Annotated in this window: 19 protein-coding genes; 6 read left to right on the top strand and 13 right to left on the bottom strand. The window is 59.1% G+C overall.

Features of this window, described 5'->3' with window-relative positions; translation table 11 throughout:
* Nucleotides 1-221 precede the first annotated feature (221 nt).
* Entirely contained in the window at nucleotides 222-1,679 is a 1,458-nt protein-coding gene (locus Z947_RS0115810) for a membrane protein (protein ID WP_025045260.1), read from the bottom strand.
* Between the two features lie 196 nt (nucleotides 1,680-1,875).
* Here Z947_RS0115810 and Z947_RS0115815 point away from each other — a divergent pair, with 196 nt between their 5' ends.
* Entirely contained in the window at nucleotides 1,876-2,622 is a 747-nt protein-coding gene (locus Z947_RS0115815; protein ID WP_025045261.1) for a WecB/TagA/CpsF family glycosyltransferase, read from the top strand.
* Here the strand turns inward: Z947_RS0115815 and Z947_RS0115820 are convergent.
* The 6 genes from Z947_RS0115820 to Z947_RS0115845 all read right to left on the bottom strand — a co-directional run bounded on the left by Z947_RS0115820 (nucleotide 2,619) and on the right by Z947_RS0115845 (nucleotide 8,198).
* Complete coding sequence (locus Z947_RS0115820; protein WP_025045262.1) at nucleotides 2,619-3,668, bottom strand: glycosyltransferase family 2 protein; 1,050 nt, start codon at nucleotides 3,666-3,668, stop codon at nucleotides 2,619-2,621. The genes Z947_RS0115815 and Z947_RS0115820 overlap by 4 nt on opposite strands.
* A 165-nt stretch (nucleotides 3,669-3,833) precedes the next feature.
* Nucleotides 3,834-4,868, bottom strand: coding sequence for a GGDEF domain-containing protein (locus tag Z947_RS0115825; RefSeq protein WP_025045263.1), 1,035 nt, complete (start codon nucleotides 4,866-4,868; stop codon nucleotides 3,834-3,836).
* Complete coding sequence (locus tag Z947_RS0115830; protein WP_025045264.1) at nucleotides 4,865-5,455, bottom strand: heme NO-binding domain-containing protein; 591 nt, start codon at nucleotides 5,453-5,455, stop codon at nucleotides 4,865-4,867. The genes Z947_RS0115825 and Z947_RS0115830 overlap by 4 nt, the downstream gene beginning before the upstream one ends.
* A 104-nt stretch (nucleotides 5,456-5,559) precedes the next feature.
* Nucleotides 5,560-7,122, bottom strand: a complete 1,563-nt coding sequence (locus Z947_RS0115835; protein WP_025045265.1) for a trimethylamine methyltransferase family protein — start codon at nucleotides 7,120-7,122, stop codon at nucleotides 5,560-5,562.
* A gap of 96 nt (nucleotides 7,123-7,218) precedes the next feature.
* Nucleotides 7,219-7,917 (bottom strand): HAD family hydrolase, encoded by a 699-nt coding sequence (locus tag Z947_RS0115840; RefSeq protein WP_025045266.1) that lies wholly within the window; start codon nucleotides 7,915-7,917, stop codon nucleotides 7,219-7,221.
* Nucleotides 7,914-8,198, bottom strand: coding sequence for a DUF3572 domain-containing protein (locus tag Z947_RS0115845; RefSeq protein ID WP_025045267.1), 285 nt, complete (start codon nucleotides 8,196-8,198; stop codon nucleotides 7,914-7,916). Before Z947_RS0115845 ends, Z947_RS0115840 begins: the two co-directional genes overlap by 4 nt.
* Before the next feature lie 105 nt (nucleotides 8,199-8,303).
* On the opposite strand from Z947_RS0115845, the gene Z947_RS0115850 reads away from it, so the two are divergent.
* Nucleotides 8,304-9,707, top strand: a complete 1,404-nt coding sequence (locus tag Z947_RS0115850; RefSeq protein WP_025045268.1) for a diguanylate cyclase — start codon at nucleotides 8,304-8,306, stop codon at nucleotides 9,705-9,707.
* 366 nt (nucleotides 9,708-10,073) lie between these two features.
* Nucleotides 10,074-11,000: a DMT family transporter gene (locus Z947_RS0115860; RefSeq protein ID WP_025045269.1), complete on the top strand. Its 927-nt coding sequence runs from the start codon at nucleotides 10,074-10,076 to the stop codon at nucleotides 10,998-11,000.
* Here Z947_RS0115860 and Z947_RS0115865 read toward each other — a convergent pair.
* On the bottom strand, nucleotides 10,933-11,631 hold the full coding sequence (locus tag Z947_RS0115865; RefSeq protein WP_211100863.1) for a thiamine diphosphokinase: 699 nt from the start codon (nucleotides 11,629-11,631) through the stop codon (nucleotides 10,933-10,935). The genes Z947_RS0115860 and Z947_RS0115865 overlap by 68 nt on opposite strands.
* A gap of 135 nt (nucleotides 11,632-11,766) precedes the next feature.
* Between Z947_RS0115865 and Z947_RS0115870 the strand changes: the two genes are divergently transcribed.
* Nucleotides 11,767-14,199 (top strand): hypothetical protein, encoded by a 2,433-nt coding sequence (locus Z947_RS0115870; RefSeq protein ID WP_240477542.1) that lies wholly within the window; start codon nucleotides 11,767-11,769, stop codon nucleotides 14,197-14,199.
* A 103-nt stretch (nucleotides 14,200-14,302) separates the two neighbouring features.
* On the opposite strand, the gene Z947_RS0115875 is transcribed toward Z947_RS0115870, so the two are convergent.
* Nucleotides 14,303-14,524, bottom strand: coding sequence for a DUF2842 domain-containing protein (locus tag Z947_RS0115875; RefSeq protein ID WP_025045272.1), 222 nt, complete (start codon nucleotides 14,522-14,524; stop codon nucleotides 14,303-14,305).
* An 11-nt stretch (nucleotides 14,525-14,535) separates the two neighbouring features.
* On the bottom strand, nucleotides 14,536-15,828 hold the full coding sequence (locus Z947_RS0115880; protein WP_025045273.1) for an adenylosuccinate synthase: 1,293 nt from the start codon (nucleotides 15,826-15,828) through the stop codon (nucleotides 14,536-14,538).
* Nucleotides 15,829-16,014: 186 nt separating this feature from the next.
* On the opposite strand from Z947_RS0115880, the gene Z947_RS0115885 reads away from it, so the two are divergent.
* Nucleotides 16,015-16,410 (top strand): DUF6524 family protein, encoded by a 396-nt coding sequence (locus tag Z947_RS0115885; RefSeq protein WP_025045274.1) that lies wholly within the window; start codon nucleotides 16,015-16,017, stop codon nucleotides 16,408-16,410.
* Nucleotides 16,411-16,470: 60 nt separating this feature from the next.
* Here the strand turns inward: Z947_RS0115885 and Z947_RS0115890 are convergent, their stop codons facing one another.
* Genes Z947_RS0115890 through nthA form a run of 3 tightly spaced genes read right to left on the bottom strand, consistent with a single transcriptional unit; the run spans nucleotide 16,471 to nucleotide 18,073 of the window.
* Nucleotides 16,471-16,785: a nitrile hydratase accessory protein gene (locus tag Z947_RS0115890; RefSeq protein WP_037938970.1), complete on the bottom strand. Its 315-nt coding sequence runs from the start codon at nucleotides 16,783-16,785 to the stop codon at nucleotides 16,471-16,473.
* Nucleotides 16,782-17,459 carry a nitrile hydratase subunit beta gene (gene nthB / locus Z947_RS0115895; protein WP_025045276.1) on the bottom strand — a complete coding sequence of 226 codons (678 nt, stop codon included), beginning with the start codon at nucleotides 17,457-17,459 and terminating at the stop codon, nucleotides 16,782-16,784. Before nthB ends, Z947_RS0115890 begins: the two co-directional genes overlap by 4 nt.
* On the bottom strand, nucleotides 17,456-18,073 hold the full coding sequence (nthA, locus tag Z947_RS0115900) for a nitrile hydratase subunit alpha (protein ID WP_025045277.1): 618 nt from the start codon (nucleotides 18,071-18,073) through the stop codon (nucleotides 17,456-17,458). Before nthA ends, nthB begins: the two co-directional genes overlap by 4 nt.
* 127 nt (nucleotides 18,074-18,200) lie before the next feature.
* Here nthA and secG point away from each other — a divergent pair, with 127 nt between their 5' ends.
* On the top strand, nucleotides 18,201-18,560 hold the full coding sequence (gene secG / locus Z947_RS0115905) for a preprotein translocase subunit SecG (protein ID WP_025045278.1): 360 nt from the start codon (nucleotides 18,201-18,203) through the stop codon (nucleotides 18,558-18,560).
* Nucleotides 18,561-18,714: the final 154 nt, after the last annotated feature.

Here is an 18,714-nt window from a genome sequence, read left to right on the forward strand (position 1 = left end):
ATCGCGCAATTCGGGCATTTTTATGCCATTTTTCACGAGCAGGTCCGTCTGGCCTGTATCCTAAGCAATTTCAGGGGCTGATATGCAGGGGAATATCACAACAATTCGCGCATCACAGGACGATTTTCGCCAAGCGCGAAACAATGAAACGGTTTGACCGTCGCAACCGGCCTGTTTCGGCCATAAAGAACAGCCCGACAGCGCCCACCCAAAAAGCGGCATCAAATGACGGTGCGTTTGCCCTTGATCGGTGCGTCACCCTGCATCACCGCCCCGCGCAGCGCAAACCTTGGCTTGCGCGCGCCTTGCGGATTGCGTTTTTCAACGTACCCCAGAATCGCACCGGCGGTCAGCCACGTGAGAGGCGTCAGCGTCGCATTCAACAGCATGTCCATCATGGTAATGCCAAGGATCAGACAAAGCGGCGCAATGAACGGTGACAGTGCCGCATCGGTATCTTTGCGCACGTAGAGCCACATCAGGATCAACGGCAGCGCCAGCAGACCGAATTCACACAGATACCCAAGCCAGCCGAAGGTGCCAAAAACAATGATCCAGCGGCCATCGGGGATCGAGGTGATGACACCGGTTTCAGGATCGCGGATCAGACTGCGCCCCCAACCGCCCCAGCCAAATGCCGGTTTTTCAGCGGCACGTGCCAGCAATTGCTCTTCGTTGAAAAAGCGGTAGCCAAGCGATTGGGCACGGTCCGCGCTGATCGCCTCGGCCTGCGCGAGGATCGCATCAAGCGGGATCAGTTGGAGATTGCGCAGCATCGGGTAAGCCACGGCTACAAAAGCAAAAAGTGCAGCAATCCTGATTTGCCAGCGTACCGGTACAAAAAGCACCAGGGGCGTCAGCACCAGACCATAGGCAAAGGAAGCAAGGCTTTTGCATAGGACCAGCAGCACCGCGATATATCCCACCACCAGCAACAGATTACGCTTCTGTTGGTCGGCCGCATTGCGCGCAAAGGCTGCGGCGGCCAACAGCCCCATACAGACAAACAGCGCCAGCCACAGACTGTGCGGCAGGAACACGATTGGCCTGAAACCGCCCGCGCGCATGGTCTGGGCAAAGGAGTGTTGGAAAAACCCGTAGGTCCAGACGTTCATCTGCGGGCTCAGCCGGATCTCGATCAGCGACGGGATGGAATAAATCAACGTCCCCACCATCAGCGCCAGCATGATTTCGCGCAACGCATCATCCGAGGACAAAAATTGGCGCGCCAACAGAAACGGTACGACCGTCAGGATCTGCGCAATCAGCACCGACCCGATGTCGCGCACCGACTGCCCTGGCAAGGCGTCGACCTGAAACACAATCGGGTCCGCGCCCCGGAGCACCTCAAAAATGATCGGGTCAGTATTGGTCAACACCGTGGGCACCGCACAGAGGATCAGCCCCACAACCAGCACCAAGGCCACGCGGGACTCGGGCCAGAGCTGCACCTTGTGTTTCATCGCAAAGACCATGATCAGCAAGACCGACAAATTCGGGATCGACACCTTGTCCATGCTGGGCACCAACGGCAGGTCATATTCCGTCAGGGGCGGCAGAAACAGATAACCGCCTAGGATCGACCAGATCAGCGCGCGTTCAACCTTTTGGGTGCGAAACAGCACAAGGCAAACCACCGGCCATACAGCCAGCATCAGATGTGCAAGTCCGTTTCCCATGATCGGTTGTGTCTATTGCTCCTTGTGCGCCTTGCAAATTAGCACTTGGCGCAGGGGCTGTCATCCCGCTAGGTTCAGGAACAGAATTGGCCGCGCATCAGGAACAGGGCACTAACACATTGAACTATAATTACTATTTAGGAAATTCACCGTTAGGCTGCGGCCGATCGGCAACAACAACACGGCCCCTGGCGTTTTGAAATTTGGCAGCATTCCCCATCAGGTCGAGGTCAATACCCCGACGAGACCGGCATTGTTTCAGGCCGTGCGCAACCGCCTGCGCGCGCGGGACGGTTTTGCGCTGGCCACCCTTAACCTTGATCATCTGACCAAACTGCCGGTGGATGCCGATTTTCTTGCCGCTTACCGCGCGCATGATCTAGTGGTCGCAGACGGGCGGCCTGTCGTCTGGCTGGCCGCAATGGCGAAACACAAACTGGAACTGATGCCGGGGTCGGATATGATCCTGCCGCTCTGTGCGCTCTGCGCTGAAATGTCGGTGCCCATCGCCTTGGTTGGCAGTTCGGACGCAGCCCTTGAAGGCGCGGCAGCGGCGCTGAAAGAACGGGTAGCGGGACTTAGCATCAGCTACACACATGCCCCCCCTTACGGGTTTGATCCGGCAGGGACACAAGCGAACGCGATTTTCGACGCCCTGACGGCCAGCGGTGCCGGCTTGTGTTTCATTGCCCTCGGTGCCCCGAAACAGGAAGTTTTTGCCGCGCGGGGACGCGAACGGGCACCAACCGTCGGGTTTGCATCGATCGGCGCGGGGTTGGATTTTCTGTCGGGTCATCAGGTACGGGCCCCTAAAATCATGCGGGCACTGGCGCTGGAATGGTTGTGGCGGGCACTGCAAAGCCCCATGCGCATGATCCCGCGATATGCCAAGTGTTTTGCCATATTGCCCGGATTGATGGTGCAGGCGTTGCGGCAACGCTAGGTGCCGGTTTCGGCCTGTTCGATAAACGCGGTATAACGATCCGAGCCAAGCACAAATCCCGCACGGATCAACAACTCGACACGGTTCCACCGCCGCGCCTCCAGCGAAAACAGCGTGACATCAGGGGTTTGCGCCAATACCGCCGCCCGTGCCGCGTCTTCGCCATGCGCCAGATCCCCCGACAAAAGCGACGCCGCATCCCGCGCGGCCGTGTCACCGGCAAATTTATAGTGCTTGATCACGCCCGTGATGTCCGCACAGCGCACGCCCTTGGACAGATGCGGATGCACCCCCGGCGCGACCTCTGGTCCGTTAAAGACCAACGGATGTTTGGTCAGGCAGCAGTTTTCACCAAACACCTTGCCACGCACCCCGCCAAAGATGAATTGCAGCGATGGATCGGGGATGGTGTTGTCGGTCAGCAGAGCGGAAAAGGGAATATCCGTACTGTGATAGTCAAACCTGTCCAGATGGCTGATGTCAAAATAGGCGAATTCATCCAGCGCGTTGGCATAGCTGAAATCGGCCACCCCCCTGAGCGGCGCCTTCGGGAACATCTCGAGCATCTGCGCGACCAAAGCCGTTGAACCCTGCCCTTCAAGATAGCGTATAAGCCCCGCCAGCCCGATCTGCGCCCGCCCTTCGAAATCGAACATCTCGTCCATATCGATGTAAAGGCACCACCGGTTCTGCCCATAAGTCTGGGCCGGATAGGCGCGGATCAGATCCTCGTATTTCGCAAGCGGTAATGCACATTGATCAAGGATCACGCCCGATTCAGCGCGCAACCGCGCGATGGTGTCATCGGTCGATCCGTTGTCGATAAAGGCGAAATGCTTGATGCCCAGCGCGCGGTAATAATCGAAAAACGCGTCCATGTAATAGCTGCCGTTACGCACCAACACGATGGCCAGCACCTCATCCACCGGTATTTCCGGTGTCTTCGGCCCATGCAGATGGCGCAGCGCTTTTTTGAAACGTGCAACGCGGCGGCGTTCGGACAGACGCTGCCACAAGCGGCGCAAGATATGGGCGGGGCTTTTCATAGAGCTCTGATAGGACAGCCGGCTGGCCTGGTCTACAGTTCAGCGCTTGCGTGGTCCTGTTTCCCGCAAGGATCGACATTTCGGCCCCATGCTTCGGGGCGCTCCAAGGGCATAGCTCCTTTCCTTAGGACCTCGGCTGCTGCTTGCATCTACGTTGTCGCGTCTTCAGGCGGGTCTTGGCCGGCGTGCAGCGGGGACCGCAACCGCATTCGCCGCGTTACGCAAGTCTGGCGTATAGAGCGTCTGTGTCGCGCGCCCTGCATGTTTGGAGGCATAAAGAGCGACATCGGCGTTCGACAATAGGTCCTCCATGGTGGGGCTGTCGCACGGCTGGATCCACACCGTGCCGATGCTGGCAGATATTTTGCAATCTGTGCCCTCGAACGGGATAGGCACCTCAAGGCGTTCGATGATCCGCCGACCGACACGGCGCAGGATGCTTTCGTCGCGCACATCGGGCAAGACGACGGTGAATTCGTCCCCCCCCACCCGCGCAACAAGATCATGACTGCGGGTTTCATCCACCATGATGCGCGCCACATGCTGCAATACGTGATCCCCTGCGGCATGGCCCAGCGTGTCATTGACGGTTTTGAAGTAATCAAGATCGATCTGCATGACGGCAAAAGAATTGCTGGCCCCCAGAAGACGCGTCAATACGGTATCAAGGGCACGGCGGTTTTTGAGACCGGTTAACGTATCGGTAAAGGCCTGTTCTTCGGCAGCAATCTTGGCACCCTGCAATTTTGAGTTCAGGTTGTAAGACGCTTCCATCGCCGCGGTCTTTGCCTCAACCAGATAGAGCATTTCAATCGCAAGATCGGTCGCCGCGAAATCGGCGTTGGTCAGGGCAAAATCGCGCACCCCGTCCAGAATAGAAATTCCGAAACTCAGATTGACGATCATCGTCCCGCCACCGTCAACCGCAGGCACCAAGACCCCTTTAAGCGCGGTATGCGGAGGGGCGCGCAGTTTCAGACGCAGCTTTTGCGGCTCGTGCGACACGAGGTCCGCCATGGAGGTCAGCGCACGCGGGCGTTTGACTTCGAAGACCTCGAGAAAACGCTGGCCGGTCAATCCAAGCCCCGCGCGCATCTTGCGCAGGGTCGGCCCAGCATGCAGAATATGCCCCGTTGAACCAAGGATCAGGTGCATCGGGCATAGGACATCCAGCGCCGAGAAATCTTCGATTGGCCTCACGGGGCACCCGCCGCAAGGCTAAAGGCGCGTCCTTCCGCAAAATCATTTTCAACAAGGGTGATGGACACCATTTCGGTTCCTGCTGCCGGCCCCTTAGCGTGTTCCAGCAAAGCCAGCGCACCGTAATCATCCGCCATGGCACGCAAAACGCCCATCATAACATGACCATACCCTTGCACCGACGCGTCACAAATCAGGCTGAAATGGCCATCTGCACAGACCTGCAATTCGACTTTGGGCAGAATCAGGTCCGATACGGCAAGGCGCACCCGTTCATCCAGATCATCCAGCGAATGCATGAAATCAACAAAATCCACTCCGCCAAAGCGCAACAGTCGGCGCACGGCTTCGAAACCCGGATGGCACACCAGAAAGGCGCCGATATCTTCCATGATGTCGCCGCGCGGACGGCCCAGCACTTCTTCGGCGGATTGCAGCAGCTCGGAAGTATATGACCGCGTGTAGCGCAACATGCCCTCGAAATCGGAAAACTCCAATCCGGCGTTGCTGGTGATCTGTTCCCAGACCGGCCTGCCATAAGTATGGCTGACGTAATGTTGAATGCTGCGATTGACGAGCCCGTGCATGGCGATCACTCCCTAGTACCCCGCGGGGGTTCTAGCGTGATGGGAGTTAACAACTCGCCAATATACCTGATTTTAGCGACTTTACCGCCGTCTCGCCGCCTGCCCTAAAAGTCGGTCGGTGCCCCGCCTTCGGCTTTGCGACGCGCAACAAAATCAGCCAGTTCGTCACGGATGGCGATGTCCATTTCCGGCTCCTCGAAACTGGTGATGATCTCCTTGAACATGTGATGCGCCCGTTCCTGCGTCCAGATCCCGCCTGCGACTTCCCACCCTTCGTAATTGCGCCAGTCAGATAGAAAAGGCTGGTAAAACGCGTCTGTATAGCGGTCCTGCGTATGCTGGATGCCAAAGAAGTGTCCCTGATTGCCAACAGATTTGATTGCGTCGAGCGCGATCTCATCCGGTCCCGTGGCGCAGATTTCCGGCTGCATGTACCGCTGGATTTGCTGCAATACCTCGCAGTCCATAATGAATTTTTCGGGGCTGGCGATCAGCCCGCCTTCCAGCCAGCCCGCCGCGTGATAGACCATATTGGTACCAGATTGCACCGCAGCCCAAAGCGAATTGGAAGTTTCCCACATGGCCTGCCCGTCCGGCACATTGGCCGCACAAACGCCAGACGAGCGCAGTGGCAGGTCATAAAACCGCGCCATTTGGCCCGTCATCTGGGTCGCGCGCATGTATTCAGGTGTGCCGAAGGCAGGCGCGCCCGATTTCATGTCCACATTCGATGTAAAGGTCCCGATCGCCACCGGACACCCGGGGCGAATGATCTGTGCCAGCACCACGGCACATAGTGCCTCGGCTAGGGATTGCGCCACGGCCCCCGACATGGTGACAGGCGCCATTGCCCCTGCCAGCGTAAACGGCGTCACGACCAAGCCCTGCCCGCGCCGCGCCAAGCGCATCCAGCCATCCATCATCGGAAAGTCGTGTTTCAACGGAGAGGTAGAGTTGATGTTGGTATACATATGCGGCGTTGCGTCGAACTCTTCATGGGTCAGCCCGCCCGCAATGCGTACCATTTCCATCACGTCTTCGACGCGTTCCTTCCCCAACGAATAGGCGTGCATCACTTTGTCGGTCAGGGTCAACTTGTCATAAAGCACATCCAGATGGCGCACAGAGGCGTGCACATCCACAGGCTCGACCGGATAGCCGCCCGCAAAATGGATGCAGTTGAAATACTGCGTCAACTTCAGCAGGTCGCGGCACATCTCGCGCGTGCCGGGCACCTTTTTGCCAATCGCCATATCCCAGTAATTCGGCGGCGAGGACACATTGCCAAACAAAAGGTTATTGCCGCCCACGGTGATCTTACGGTCCAGATTGCGCGGCGTCAGCGTGAATTCGGAAGGTGCTTTACCGATCCATTCCATCACAAAATCGCGGCCCATCCGGACGTTTTCGCCGTTGATGGTGCACCCTGCTTTGCGCAGAATTTCCAGCGCTTCGGGGTTCAGGAATTCGATACCGATCTCTTCAAGGATGCGCATCGCTCCATCATGGATCGCCTCGATGCCTTCAGGGCCAAGCGGCTCGACAGGGCGGTCGATGTTGACGGGCGGGTTCCATGGCATCTGTTCGATGACCGCAGTGCCGCGCCGGCCCTTGGCCCCTGCCCGCCCGCCGCCGCGCGTTCTGCGTTTACTGGGTCCATCGGTCATGTCGCGTCCTCCTGAAACTTCCTTCAGAAGGCCCCAAGGCCAAAGCGGCGGCCTTTCCATTCGCGACGGGATCTGTCGTTTTTATGCGACGCTTGGTCAGGCTTGTGCCGCAAGCCACGCCGGCAAATGGCCGATATCGGGCAGGACCACTTCGGCAAACGGGGCCAGATCGTCCTTGGAGGCAAGGCCGGTCAATACACCAACAGGGACCATCCCCGCCGCACGTCCCGCTTTAAGGTCATGGGTGCTGTCGCCCACCATCAGGATCTGCGCAGGCTCAAGGCCGGTTTGGGCCGCAAAGGCCAGCAATTGTCCCGGAGCAGGCTTGCCGCCAAACCCCGAATCATATCCGGCGATAAAATCGAACAACCCGCTGATGCCCGCCTGTTCAAGATGCGCACGTGCCGGTTTCTCCGCGTCATTTGTCGCCACGCCAAGGCGCAGGCCTTGCGTGCGAAAGCCGCGCAACAACGGGTCAAGAGGCACCGCTTGGGCTTGCGGGGCGGTTTCGGCTTCGTCGTTCAACTCGACCATCAGTTCCTCTATCGACAGATGCGGGCAAAACGGATGTAACGCCGCGCCCACCTCACCTGCCGTGCTGGCAATCACCAGACTGTCCGGCGCGAAAGTCCGCTGCTGCATATCAAAGCCGATGACGCTGCCGATCTCGGTTGCCTTGGCAGGATCCCCTCCTGCAATGCGCATCACGAAAGCGCTGGCCCAAGCCTCCCAGGTCGCGGCAAAGTCGAACAATGTGCCGTCCTTATCGAAAACGATACCGGTGATTTCAGTCATGTCCAGTTTACCTGTTCGCCGCCCGGCAGTGCCGCACGCGCCTGCATGATGCGCTCGTAAGGCACTGAATGTGCATCACAAAAACGGATAACCCAAGCGTCGTCCATCATTAGAAAATCCAACACGGCCCCCAGAAATTGCGGATCCGCTGCACGGGCGCGGATGTCGGCCTCAGACACACCGGTGCTGCCTTGAAAGACCGGCATCAGGTCTTCGTCAGCGACCAGCCAGCCCAACACTTGCAACCCGAGGGTCTCGGCGGATTCTTGCGTCTTTTGCATCGTGTCTTCCCGTTTTTAGAGGCTATGGAAACGCTTTATTAACCAATAACCGCAAAGACTGCGCCATGGAATGTGAAACTCTTTCTCCGTGGGAAGGCGATATGCATGCAGGGTAAAATCCTCATTGTCGATGCGATCGCGACGAACCGCATTGTGCTTAAGGTCAAGCTTAAGAAGGCTTATTATGATGTCAGTTTTGCGGCCACCATGGATGATGCGGTCAAAGCGGTGCGCGCCGACCTGCATGACCTTGTGATTTCGGCATTTGCCCTGCCTGATGGAAACGCCGCAGAGCTGCGCCGCGTGCTGGCCACCAGCGTGGCGACAGATCACATACCGGTCATCGCCATTGGCCATCACGAAGATGTCGCACAACGCATGGCCGCGCTGGAAGCGGGCGTGCATGATGTCTTGCCCCAACCCGTCAATGAAACGCTCTTGTTGGGGCGGGTGCGCAGCCTGATCCGCGCACATAACACCACTTCCGAATGGCGTATGCGCGAGGATACATGCCGTGCTTTGGGGCTGGCGGAGCCCGAAACGGGCTTTGAGGACCAGTGCCGTTGTGTTCTGGTCAGCACCGACACCCCGCAATTGCAGACATTCGCGATGCATCTGCGCCCGGTGCTGCGCGCCAAGCTGACCCTCTCCAGCTCGGCAACCCTGATGAGCGAAATCACCATTGATGCTTTACCGGATGTTTTCGTTCTAGTGCTGCCGGAAAATGCAACCGCCGCGATGGAGGATTTGCGCCTGATCTCCACCCTGCGGGCCAATGCCAGCGCGAGGCACACCGGCGTTATTGTCTTGCAAACCCGCCCTGACGCGGGACTGGGCGCCCATGCCCTTGATCTGGGTGCGGATGATCTGATGACCCATGGTTTTGATGCCGCCGAACTGGCGCTGCGCATCAAAGCAGTAATGCGGCGCAAACGGATGGGCGAACAATTGCGGGCCAGCGTGCGCACCGGATTGCAAGCGGCGGTTTTTGACCCGCTGACCGGACTATATAACCGGCGCTACGCCATGCCCCACCTTGAACGCATATCGCAACACGCCAGCAAAACGGAGCGGAGTTTCGCGGTCTTGCTTGCCGATCTGGACCATTTCAAACGAATCAATGACATCTACGGCCATAGTTCCGGCGATGCGGTTCTGGTTGAAGTCAGCAACCGGTTGCGCAGTTCGCTGCGGAGCTCAGATATGGTCGCGCGCATCGGTGGCGAGGAGTTTCTGGTGATCATGCCCGCTACCAATCTGGCCGAAGCACAAAAGGCCGCCTTGCGGATTTGCGGCGATATCTCCGCGACATCCTTTGTGGTTCCGGGTAGTTCGGACCCTATCACAGTCACCATCAGTATCGGCATGGCCATCGGCGGTGGTGACGCCCAACCCGAACAAGACTGCCAGAAAAACGGTATGACATTGCTGGATGAAGCCGATTGTGCCCTCTACGCCGCCAAAGGACGCGGGCGAAATCAGGTAAAGCTGGGCAGGCCCGCCGCGTGAACCGCGACACTGGCCTGCGCATCGTGCGGATCAACATCAGGGGTATGGCTTAATCTGACCATCGCACGATGCGCCACCGGTCATCAGGAATTGCTTGCGTTTACTCCAGCGGCTAAACGCGCAGCCTCGCGGATACGTCGCCTGTTTCATCTAAAACCGGCTTCTTCTGCCGCGGTTGGAAACGATTTACCCAACAGCGGCACCTGCGCGCTACGGCCCGCCGGTTCTGATCGCTGGTCCAAAAATGAGGGGTCGGCGGCAACCGGTTCTCCTTGATACCATCGGCGACCTCCGTCGCGGTCAATCATCTCAAGGTCAAATCAACCATCGGTTGCGCTGCTGCTTTGAATTATCTAGGTTCGCGGCATGACACAAGACCGCCCCATCATCGGCATCACATTAATGCTCGGGTTTTGCCTGCTTGCGCCGCTTTCCGATGCCATCGCCAAAGCGCTTGGCACGGGTGTGCCAATCGGACAGGTCGTGATGATCCGTTTTGCATTGCAGGCGCTAATCTTGGTCCCGTTGGTTTGGTGGTCAGGCCGGATCTGGCGCATGCAAGGGCGGGTATTCTGGCTGGTGCTTTTGCGGACTGTCTTACACATCCTCGGCATTGCGACTATGTTTACTGCGCTAACCTATCTGCCGCTCGCAGACGCTGTCGCCATTGCGTTCGTCATGCCCTTCTTCATGCTGATCCTTGGTAAATTTGTCCTTAACGAAGAAGTGGGTGCGCGCCGCATGATCGCCTGTTCGGTCGGCTTTTTCGGCACGTTGCTGGTTGTGCAACCCAGCTTTGTCACCATCGGCTGGCCCGCGTTTCTGCCGGTGCTGGTCGCAGCCAACTTTTCGCTGTTCATGCTGATCACCCGCCAGATCGCCAAGCAAACCGACCCGATCAGCCTGCAAGCGGTCAGCGGAATCATGGCGATTTTCATCATGACGCCGCTGCTCGCACTCGGCCATCAATGGGGGATGCCCGCCCTAGAGCTTGCGATGCCTGATTCGCAGCAATGGGCCATGCTGGTGGCTTTGGGCGTGCTGGGCACGGCGGCACATCTCCTGATGACGTGGTCGCTGCGCTTTGCACCATCCGCCACCCTCGCCCCGATGCAATACCTCGAAATCCCGTTTGCAACGCTGCTTGGTCTGTTGATCTTTGGCGAATTCCCGAACCTGCTCGCTTGCATCGGCATCGCAATCACGATCATCGCGGGTCTTTATGTCATCCTGCGCGAGCGGGCCATCGCGCGCAATATGGCAGCGCAAGAGCTGATACAAGCGCCGGCATAATACGGCGCGGCAGGACCAGTAGCATTGCAGGCGCATCCATCCGCAAGGTGACAGGCCCCGTCGCCCTGTTCGACGTCCCGATCCGCGTCACCGGATCAAACGCCAACCCTTGAATGGGCCAGTGTAACCCGTCGCTATGCCCCAAAACCGGCGCAAGCGGGAACAACGACACAACATCGCCCGCCTGCGTGGGCAAATGGATCTCTGGCGGTGCAAGACAAATAACCTCTTCTTGCCCCATCAAAAGGCAGGGCCGTTCACAGCGCATCGCCAGCGTGTGCAACGCCGCCAGCTGATGATCCATCCGCCCGCCAAGAAACCCCACCCCCAGCACAACAGGTGCGGCAATCCGGCAAAGCGCCTTGTCAAAATCGGTGCTGTCCTGCTCGGTGATCCGGTGCTGCCGATCTGCGGGAATACGCGCCAGATCCTCCTCTGCAATCGAATCAAAGTCACCGATCAGGGCCACCGGGTCGACGCCACATCGCACCGCAAGCGCTGCGCCGCCATCTGCAGCAACACAAATAGGGGCCAGCGTTAACGCTTCTGCTAGGTCCTGCGGCGTAGCATCGCCCCCACCCACCAGGGTGATAGGATCAGGACTGTAAACAATGGGGTCAAAAATGGGCAATTACCCGCCTTTTCGGAAACTCATCACATTCTCGCCACGAAATGATACGGTACAGGGCACAGATTCGGGCCGCTTTGGTCTTGGATATCGTGGTAAACGGTAAATTACAAAACCGCAGAGGACGAGCATCCGATGATGAATAATAACAAAATTCTTACGGTCTCCTATGGCACATTTTCGTGCACGCTGGAGGGATTTGACGATTCCTTCGGCACTATGAAGGCTATTGCAGAGTATTTCAGAGATCTGGCCTCCGATGACCGGTATTTCGGCGCTGAACCGCCCCAACCCGATGCAGATATGCTTGCGCGGATTGCGCAAAAGGAAGTGTCGCGACGGGTTCAGGCCCGCGAACAGGACGGCAAGATCGTTTTGAGCGCGATAGAAGACCAAAGCGCCCAGCAACAAACCAATCCTGTACCCTTGGCCGCGGCCGCAGTGGCCGCAACGCCCGATCCGGTAGCAGAAGCGCCCGCCGTTCAAGCGCCCGCCGTAGAAGAGCCGAGCGTCGAAATTGCGACAACCGCCAGCACGGTTGATGTGGCCGCCTTGGACACCCCCCAAGACATCATCATCGAAGAGATCGAAGACGCGGCTGATGCGTCCGACACTGAAGTGGCCGCGGTAGCGCCGGTCGCCCACGAAGCCACCGCAGAAGACGCAGCGGTTGCAGCCCCCGTTGCCCCAGCCAAGCCAGAGACCGCCGCGCAGGACTTTGTCGAAGACGAGAACGACATCGTACCTGGCCAAGCCGACGCCGATGTCGAAGCTTTCTTTGCAGACAGCTCCCATGCGTTGGGTGACACGTCGGACATGGATCAAGACGCCGTTGAAGCCGTGACCGCGCCCGTTGAAGTTGCGAAACCCGCCGCCCCCGCACCTGACAGCATCGCCGCAAAATTGCAGCGCATCCGCGCCGTTGTTGCCCAGCATGAAGAAGAAGCCGACGACGAAGACGACTATCTTGAAGATGAACATGCCGAAGCAGATACGTCCGAGGAGGCATCTGTCACAGCCGATGCAGTGATCGCAGACGCCGCCGCTGACCTCGAAGACGCGCTTGCGGCCGAAGAAGAGGACATTGAAGACGCGCAAACTGCGGCTGATATGGCCGATGAAACAGCCGATACAGCCGATGCGGTAATCGCAGACGCCCGCACCGACATCGAAGACGCGCTTGAGGCGGATGACACAGATGTTTTCGAGGAGGATAGCGCAGAGCTGTCCGAAGACGACGACGTCACCGCAATTCTGGGCCGCCTTGAAATGCTTGCCCATGACACAGCGGCCCCCACGCCCGTCTCGAAAGACGCGTCCAAGGTGTTGCAAGACGTGCCGCTCGCACAAGTGGAAAGTGCAAGCGAGGAAGCGCGTGTCGAAGACAGCATCAGCAACCTGTTCGAAGACGAAGCAGGGCTAGCTGATGAAACGGCGGACTCTTCCGAAGCGGCCAAGCCTGCACTGCGCAAAACGCCACGGGTGATCCTTGCCGAAGATCACAGCGACGACGTCGAAGACGCCTCGGCCGAGCCTGGGAAATCTGCACCACGTGCCCGCGTGATCAAGGTCAAGCGTGCCGATCTTGAAGCCGCAATTGATAAGGGTGAGCTGGAAGAATACGGTGACGATACCGATACATCAGATGATGCAGATGCCATCGAAGATGTGGCGGAAATGGCTGACGAAGCCCAGCCCCTCACGACACCGAAGCTTGACGATATTGCGCCTTCGCGCGGCAAAAAGCGCTCCGCGCTTTCGCCAGAGGACGAAGCAGATCTGGCCCGCGAACTGGCCGAGCTGGAAGAAGACAACGCCGACGCACCTCAGGACCCGGACACCCCGACACGCGCTGCGCGCCGCGCAGATGTTGCCCGCCATACCCTGCCGGCGATTGACGAAAGCACCGAAACTGACGTGAACCGTCTGCTGGCTGAAACCGATCACCAGATGGATGAGCCCGAAAGCGCGACCCGTCGCGACGCCTTTGCCCACCTGCGGGCGGCCGTTGCTGCGAAAAAGGCTGATGTCGCCATGGGCGGTTCGGGTCAGGACGAAGAAGGCGACGGTGCCTACCGCGAAGATCTGGCCGAGGTGGTGCGTCCGCGCCGGCCGACCAGCACCGCCGCGCGCACCGAGCGCCCCGGCGATGCACGCCCCGCGCCCCTGAAACTGGTCGCCGAGCAACGCATCGACGTGCAAAAGCCGGTTGCGAATGCGGGTCCTGTTCGCCCCCGTCGCATCTCTGCCGCCGCCGAGGAGGCCCTGCCAGGCCCCGATGGCGAAAACTTCACCGATTTCGCGGCTGACATGGGTGCCACCACCCTGCCCCAGCTTTTGGAAGCGGCGGCGGCCTATATGTCCTTTGTCGAGGGGCGCGACCAGTTCTCGCGGCCCCAGCTGATGACAAAAGTACGTCAGGCGGGCGGACCCGACGGGTTCAGCCGCGAAGAAGGGCTGCGCTCTTTCGGCCAGCTTCTGCGCGCAGGAAAGATCGAGAAAATCAAAGGGGGTCGCTTTACGGTCTCTGACGAAATCGGCTATCGCCCTGACGAACGGGCTGCCAGCTAACGCCGGTCATCGATATTTAACGAGTAACGGGGGTCGCTTAAACCAAGCGGCCCCTTTTCTTATGTCACGGGTGCGCCATGACCGGCAGCACGCTCTGATTTGATCAGTTCTCCGCGTCGGGATCCGCTTGCCCGACCCCTTTAAAGATCCCTTTAAGCGGCAAGACCCAAACCACGCCAAGCACCACGTAAACAAGTAGCTCGACCAGAAGGGACGGCCGCTCGAACAACGCGACGACATTGACCGCAACCACAATGTAAAGTGGCATTGCGACCAGCAATACCACCAGTGACCAGCGTCTGCGTGCTTTGTAACTCAGTGCCACAGGGCCTCCAATCAATCCGCGAAGGGGTCAGTCACCAAAATGGTGTCCTCGCGCTCCGGTGAGGTAGAAAGTAGCGCCACAGGGCAATCAATCAACTCTTCCACCCGGCGCACATATTTAATGGCTTCCGCAGGCAAATCCGCCCAGCTGCGCGCCCCTTCGGTAGATTGGGACCACCCCGGCATCTCCTCGTAAATCGGCGTGCAACGCGCCTGTTGATCCGCCGCCGTCGGCAGATACTCAAGGTGCTGCCCATCCAACTCATAACCGGTACAGATTTTCAAGGTCTCGAACCCGTCAAGGACGTCCAGCTTGGTGAATGCAATCCCGTTCACGCCAGAGGTCGCACAGGTCTGGCGCACCAGTACGGCGTCAAACCACCCACAGCGGCGCTTGCGTCCGGTGTTGGTACCAAACTCATGCCCCCGCTCGCCCAACCGCTGGCCGTCTTCGTCATCAAGCTCGGCCGGAAACGGTCCTTCGCCAACCCGTGTGGTATAGGCTTTGACGATGCCAAGCACGAAATCAATCGTCCCCGGACCAACACCCGTACCGGTCGCCGCCTGTCCCGCAATCACGTTGGACGAGGTCACGAAGGGATAGGTTCCGAAATCAATGTCCAGCAAAGACCCCTGCGCCCCTTCGAACAAAATGCGTTTGCCCGCTTTGCGCTTTTCGTTCAGCACCTTCCAGACCGGAGCCGCATATTCAAGAATCGCCGGCGCAATCTCGCGCAGGCTTGCCAGCAGCGCGTCACGATCCACCGGATCAAGCCCCAGACCGCGGCGCAGCGCATCGTGGTGCACCAAGGCGCGATCTACGCGCAATTCCAGCGTCGCATCATCCGCCAGATCCGCCACACGAACCGACCGGCGCCCGACTTTATCCTCGTAGGCAGGCCCGATGCCCCGCCCCGTTGTCCCGATTTTCGCAACGGAATTTTGCGCCTCGCGCGCACGGTCAAGTTCACCATGGATCGGCAGGATCAACGGCGTGTTTTCTGCAATCATCAGCGTTTCAGGCGACACAACCACACCCTGCCCGCGAATCTGTTCGATTTCGCCCATCAGATGCCAAGGATCCAACACCACACCATTGCCGATCACCGACAGTTTGCCGCCCCGCACGATCCCAGAGGGCAGCGCAGCCAGCTTGAACACTTCGCCGTCAATCACCAGCGTATGACCCGCATTATGCCCGCCCTGAAAACGCGCAATGACATCGGCGCGTTCCGACAGCCAGTCAACGATTTTGCCTTTTCCCTCGTCACCCCACTGGGCTCCGACAACAACGACATTGGCCATAATGCTTTTTCCTTTGCAGATATCCGCGCCCGTCATAGCGGCCGCGACCGTCCCGTGAAACCGCAAAACGCACCCCTACCCCTCTTTTTGGCTTTATATACTGTCCGCACTCTGCACACGCGCCAACAGTGGACTTTTCCCACTCCGCCGCGCTAGGCAGTTTAAAACCGCAACAAGGACACTCCCATGGGCTTTATCCTGCGCTGGCTTTGCGCCTTTCTTCTGCTGGCCGCCACCTTCAACCCGACCGAATACAACTATGTCACTTGGGTCCGCAGCTATGGCAGTGCCAACCTATCCATTGCCGTGCTTGTCGGGCTGATCCTTGGCATTGGCTATATCATCTATCTACGCGCCACTTTGCGGTCGATCGGCCTGGTGGGCATGGTGCTGGTTGTGGCGGTGGTCGGTGCCTGCCTTTGGGTGCTTTATGACTTCGGCGTGCTGCGGCTGGATAACCCCAGTCTGAACCTTTGGCTCGGGCTGTTGGCACTCAGCTTTGTCCTCGGCATCGGGCTCAGCTGGAGCCACGTGCGCCGGTCGCTGTCCGGTCAGGCCGATATGGATGATGTCGACGCCTGAACAGGGGCATATAAAACGGGACGGCGGGCGGGGCGATTTGGCCTTTGGCCAAAAGCGGCGTCAGGCGTCGGCCAGTTTTACCGGCGCACCATGCGGTGTGCTCAGGTAGGCCGCTTCCCACGCATCGCGCAGAACACCAACCTCCGCAGGGGCCGCCATGCCAATTTCGGCCAAAAACCCTTCGAGGGTTTCCAGCCATGCCGCGAAATAATCCTCGCCGCCATTCAGCTCCCGCGCGACCCCGTGTTGCTTCAACGTTGCGCCGAACCGTTCGGCCCAAGCGCCCCATTCAAAATGCCCTGCTTCGTTCAAATGCACGGTCAGGGCAAAAACCTGCGCATGCCAAGGCGCTTCAAAGACCGGTTCGGGTTTCATGGAGCCGCCGTCAGGTAGCTTTGCCACATATCCACAACAACCTCGTCATTGGGATGTTCGGGATGGGCCCATAATTCCGCAGCCGCAAACACCACCGCATAAAGCGGCTCGGGCGCTTCACCGCCACCATGCGCGTTGCTGTCAGGGAAAACGTGGCTGCCGTGCAGGCGCAAAATCCGCCCCCGTGCCCCGGCGGCATAAGACGGCAAACGTGTGTGCCCGCCGCTGACGTCCGCATTCTCCGCGAACTTGCGGGCAATCACCGTATCGCCAGCGACAAAGGCCGGTGCCACATTTGACGGGCGCTCTACCGGGCCGCCCTTGGCCAAAACGCCAGCCACACGATCCGCAGTCAACTTGCGCGGTGACAGGGGACTGGGCGCAGGATCGACCGATCCCGCAAGCTCTTCACGGGTGATGACACCGGTCTGGGTCAGGACATTCGCCAGCCCGCCCAACCATTTTTCGTAATAGGAAAACCGCATGTAATCCTTGGGCGAGAGGGATTCGCGGGCATGGCGCGACATGTCCAGATTAAACGCCCCCACCGCCCCCGTGGCGACGGTCAAGGCCATTGCGCGCGGGTGCCAGTCGGCGTGAAACTTGATGTCCTCGGCTTCGGGTTCAACCGCGCCATCGCCAAATCGGCCCCCCATGTCATGAAGGCGGCTCACGGCTGACCCGCCAATCCGGTTCCAATCATGCTGTCGCGGCTGACCAGTGCCATCAGGGCTTCCTCGTCCATGCCCTCTGTGCCGGCGGGGCGCTGCGGGATCACCAGATACCGCATTTCTGCGGTGCTGTCCCAGACCCGCACAGCCGTATCATCCGGCAAAACCACCCCGAATTCCGCCAGAACCTGGCGCGGTTCGCGCACCACACGGGCGCGGTAGGCGTCGGATTTATACCACCCCGGCGGAATGCCCAACAAGGGCCACGGATAACAACTGCACAGGGTGCAGACGACCATGTTGTGCACGGTATCGGTGTTTTCCACCGCAACCATATGTTCCCCCTGACGGCCATAAAACCCAAGATCGGCCACCACCGATGTGGCATCTTTCATCAAGGCGTCGTGAAACGCCGGATTGGACCACGCCCGCGCGACCACCCGTGCCCCATTGCGCGGGCCGATCTTGTTTTCGTAAGTGTCGATGATTTCATCCAGCGCGGCAGGGTCGATCAACCCTTTCTTGGTCAACAGGGTTTCCAACGCCTTGACCCGCAATGCAGGGTCGGAAGGCAAAAGCGCGTGCGGGTCATCGTGTGAAGCATGATCATGAGGCATGGCGCGACCCTGCCCCAGCTTTCGCCCCTTGTCCATTTGCTTTTGCACGGATCGCCGCGTTCCTCCCTTGCCCCGCAGGCCAAACATGCATAGATAGCCGCAAACGCCAATCGAAAGCAGCCTACCCATGGAAAATGTCGTTCTGATCATCCACCTTTTGCTGGCCCTCGGCCTGATCGCCGTTGTGTTGATGCAACGCTCCGAAGGCGGCGGCCTTGGCATGGGCGGCGGTGGCGGCGGTGCGGTTCCGGGCCGTTCGGCGGCAACGGCACTGGGCAAGCTGACATGGATTTTGGGTGCGGCCTTTCTGGTGACGTCGATAACGCTGACGATCATCGTGGCGCAGAAATCTTCCGGGGCGTCGGTCATCGACCGTTTGGGCGTGACACCACCGGCGGCGACACAGGACGACACATCGATCCCGTCGGGCGATCTGTTGCTGCCCCCATCGGACAGCGATGCGCCTTTGGTACCGCTTTCCGACTAACCACAAACATCTAAACCTTGAGGCCAGTCCAAATTTCGCAACAGGATGTTGCGGGCTGGCCTTGCTTTGCTGCGGCGAATCCTGCTATTCTTAAATCCCGTGATGGTGCGGCTTTTAGGGCACGCCACCTGCGGAGATTCCGCATACATCTAAG

It is taken from the genome of Sulfitobacter geojensis, assembly GCF_000622325.1.
Classification (GTDB): Bacteria; Pseudomonadota; Alphaproteobacteria; order Rhodobacterales; family Rhodobacteraceae; genus Sulfitobacter; species Sulfitobacter geojensis.

Coding starts and splice junctions, on each gene's coding strand:
- secG (WP_025045278.1), top strand. CDS start 18,201: ATGGAAAATGTCGTTCTGATCATCCACCTTTTGCTGGCCCTCGGCCTG.
- Z947_RS0115830 (WP_025045264.1), bottom strand. CDS start 5,455: ATGCACGGGCTCGTCAATCGCAGCATTCAACATTACGTCAGCCATACT.
- Z947_RS0115810 (WP_025045260.1), bottom strand. CDS start 1,679: ATGGGAAACGGACTTGCACATCTGATGCTGGCTGTATGGCCGGTGGTT.
- nthA (WP_025045277.1), bottom strand. CDS start 18,073: ATGCCTCATGATCATGCTTCACACGATGACCCGCACGCGCTTTTGCCT.
- Z947_RS0115820 (WP_025045262.1), bottom strand. CDS start 3,668: ATGAAAAGCCCCGCCCATATCTTGCGCCGCTTGTGGCAGCGTCTGTCC.
- Z947_RS0115835 (WP_025045265.1), bottom strand. CDS start 7,122: ATGACCGATGGACCCAGTAAACGCAGAACGCGCGGCGGCGGGCGGGCA.
- Z947_RS0115860 (WP_025045269.1), top strand. CDS start 10,074: ATGACACAAGACCGCCCCATCATCGGCATCACATTAATGCTCGGGTTT.
- Z947_RS0115890 (WP_037938970.1), bottom strand. CDS start 16,785: ATGAAACCCGAACCGGTCTTTGAAGCGCCTTGGCATGCGCAGGTTTTT.
- Z947_RS0115880 (WP_025045273.1), bottom strand. CDS start 15,828: ATGGCCAATGTCGTTGTTGTCGGAGCCCAGTGGGGTGACGAGGGAAAA.
- Z947_RS0115870 (WP_240477542.1), top strand. CDS start 11,767: ATGAATAATAACAAAATTCTTACGGTCTCCTATGGCACATTTTCGTGC.
- Z947_RS0115850 (WP_025045268.1), top strand. CDS start 8,304: ATGCAGGGTAAAATCCTCATTGTCGATGCGATCGCGACGAACCGCATT.
- Z947_RS0115885 (WP_025045274.1), top strand. CDS start 16,015: ATGGGCTTTATCCTGCGCTGGCTTTGCGCCTTTCTTCTGCTGGCCGCC.
- Z947_RS0115845 (WP_025045267.1), bottom strand. CDS start 8,198: ATGCAAAAGACGCAAGAATCCGCCGAGACCCTCGGGTTGCAAGTGTTG.
- Z947_RS0115840 (WP_025045266.1), bottom strand. CDS start 7,917: ATGACTGAAATCACCGGTATCGTTTTCGATAAGGACGGCACATTGTTC.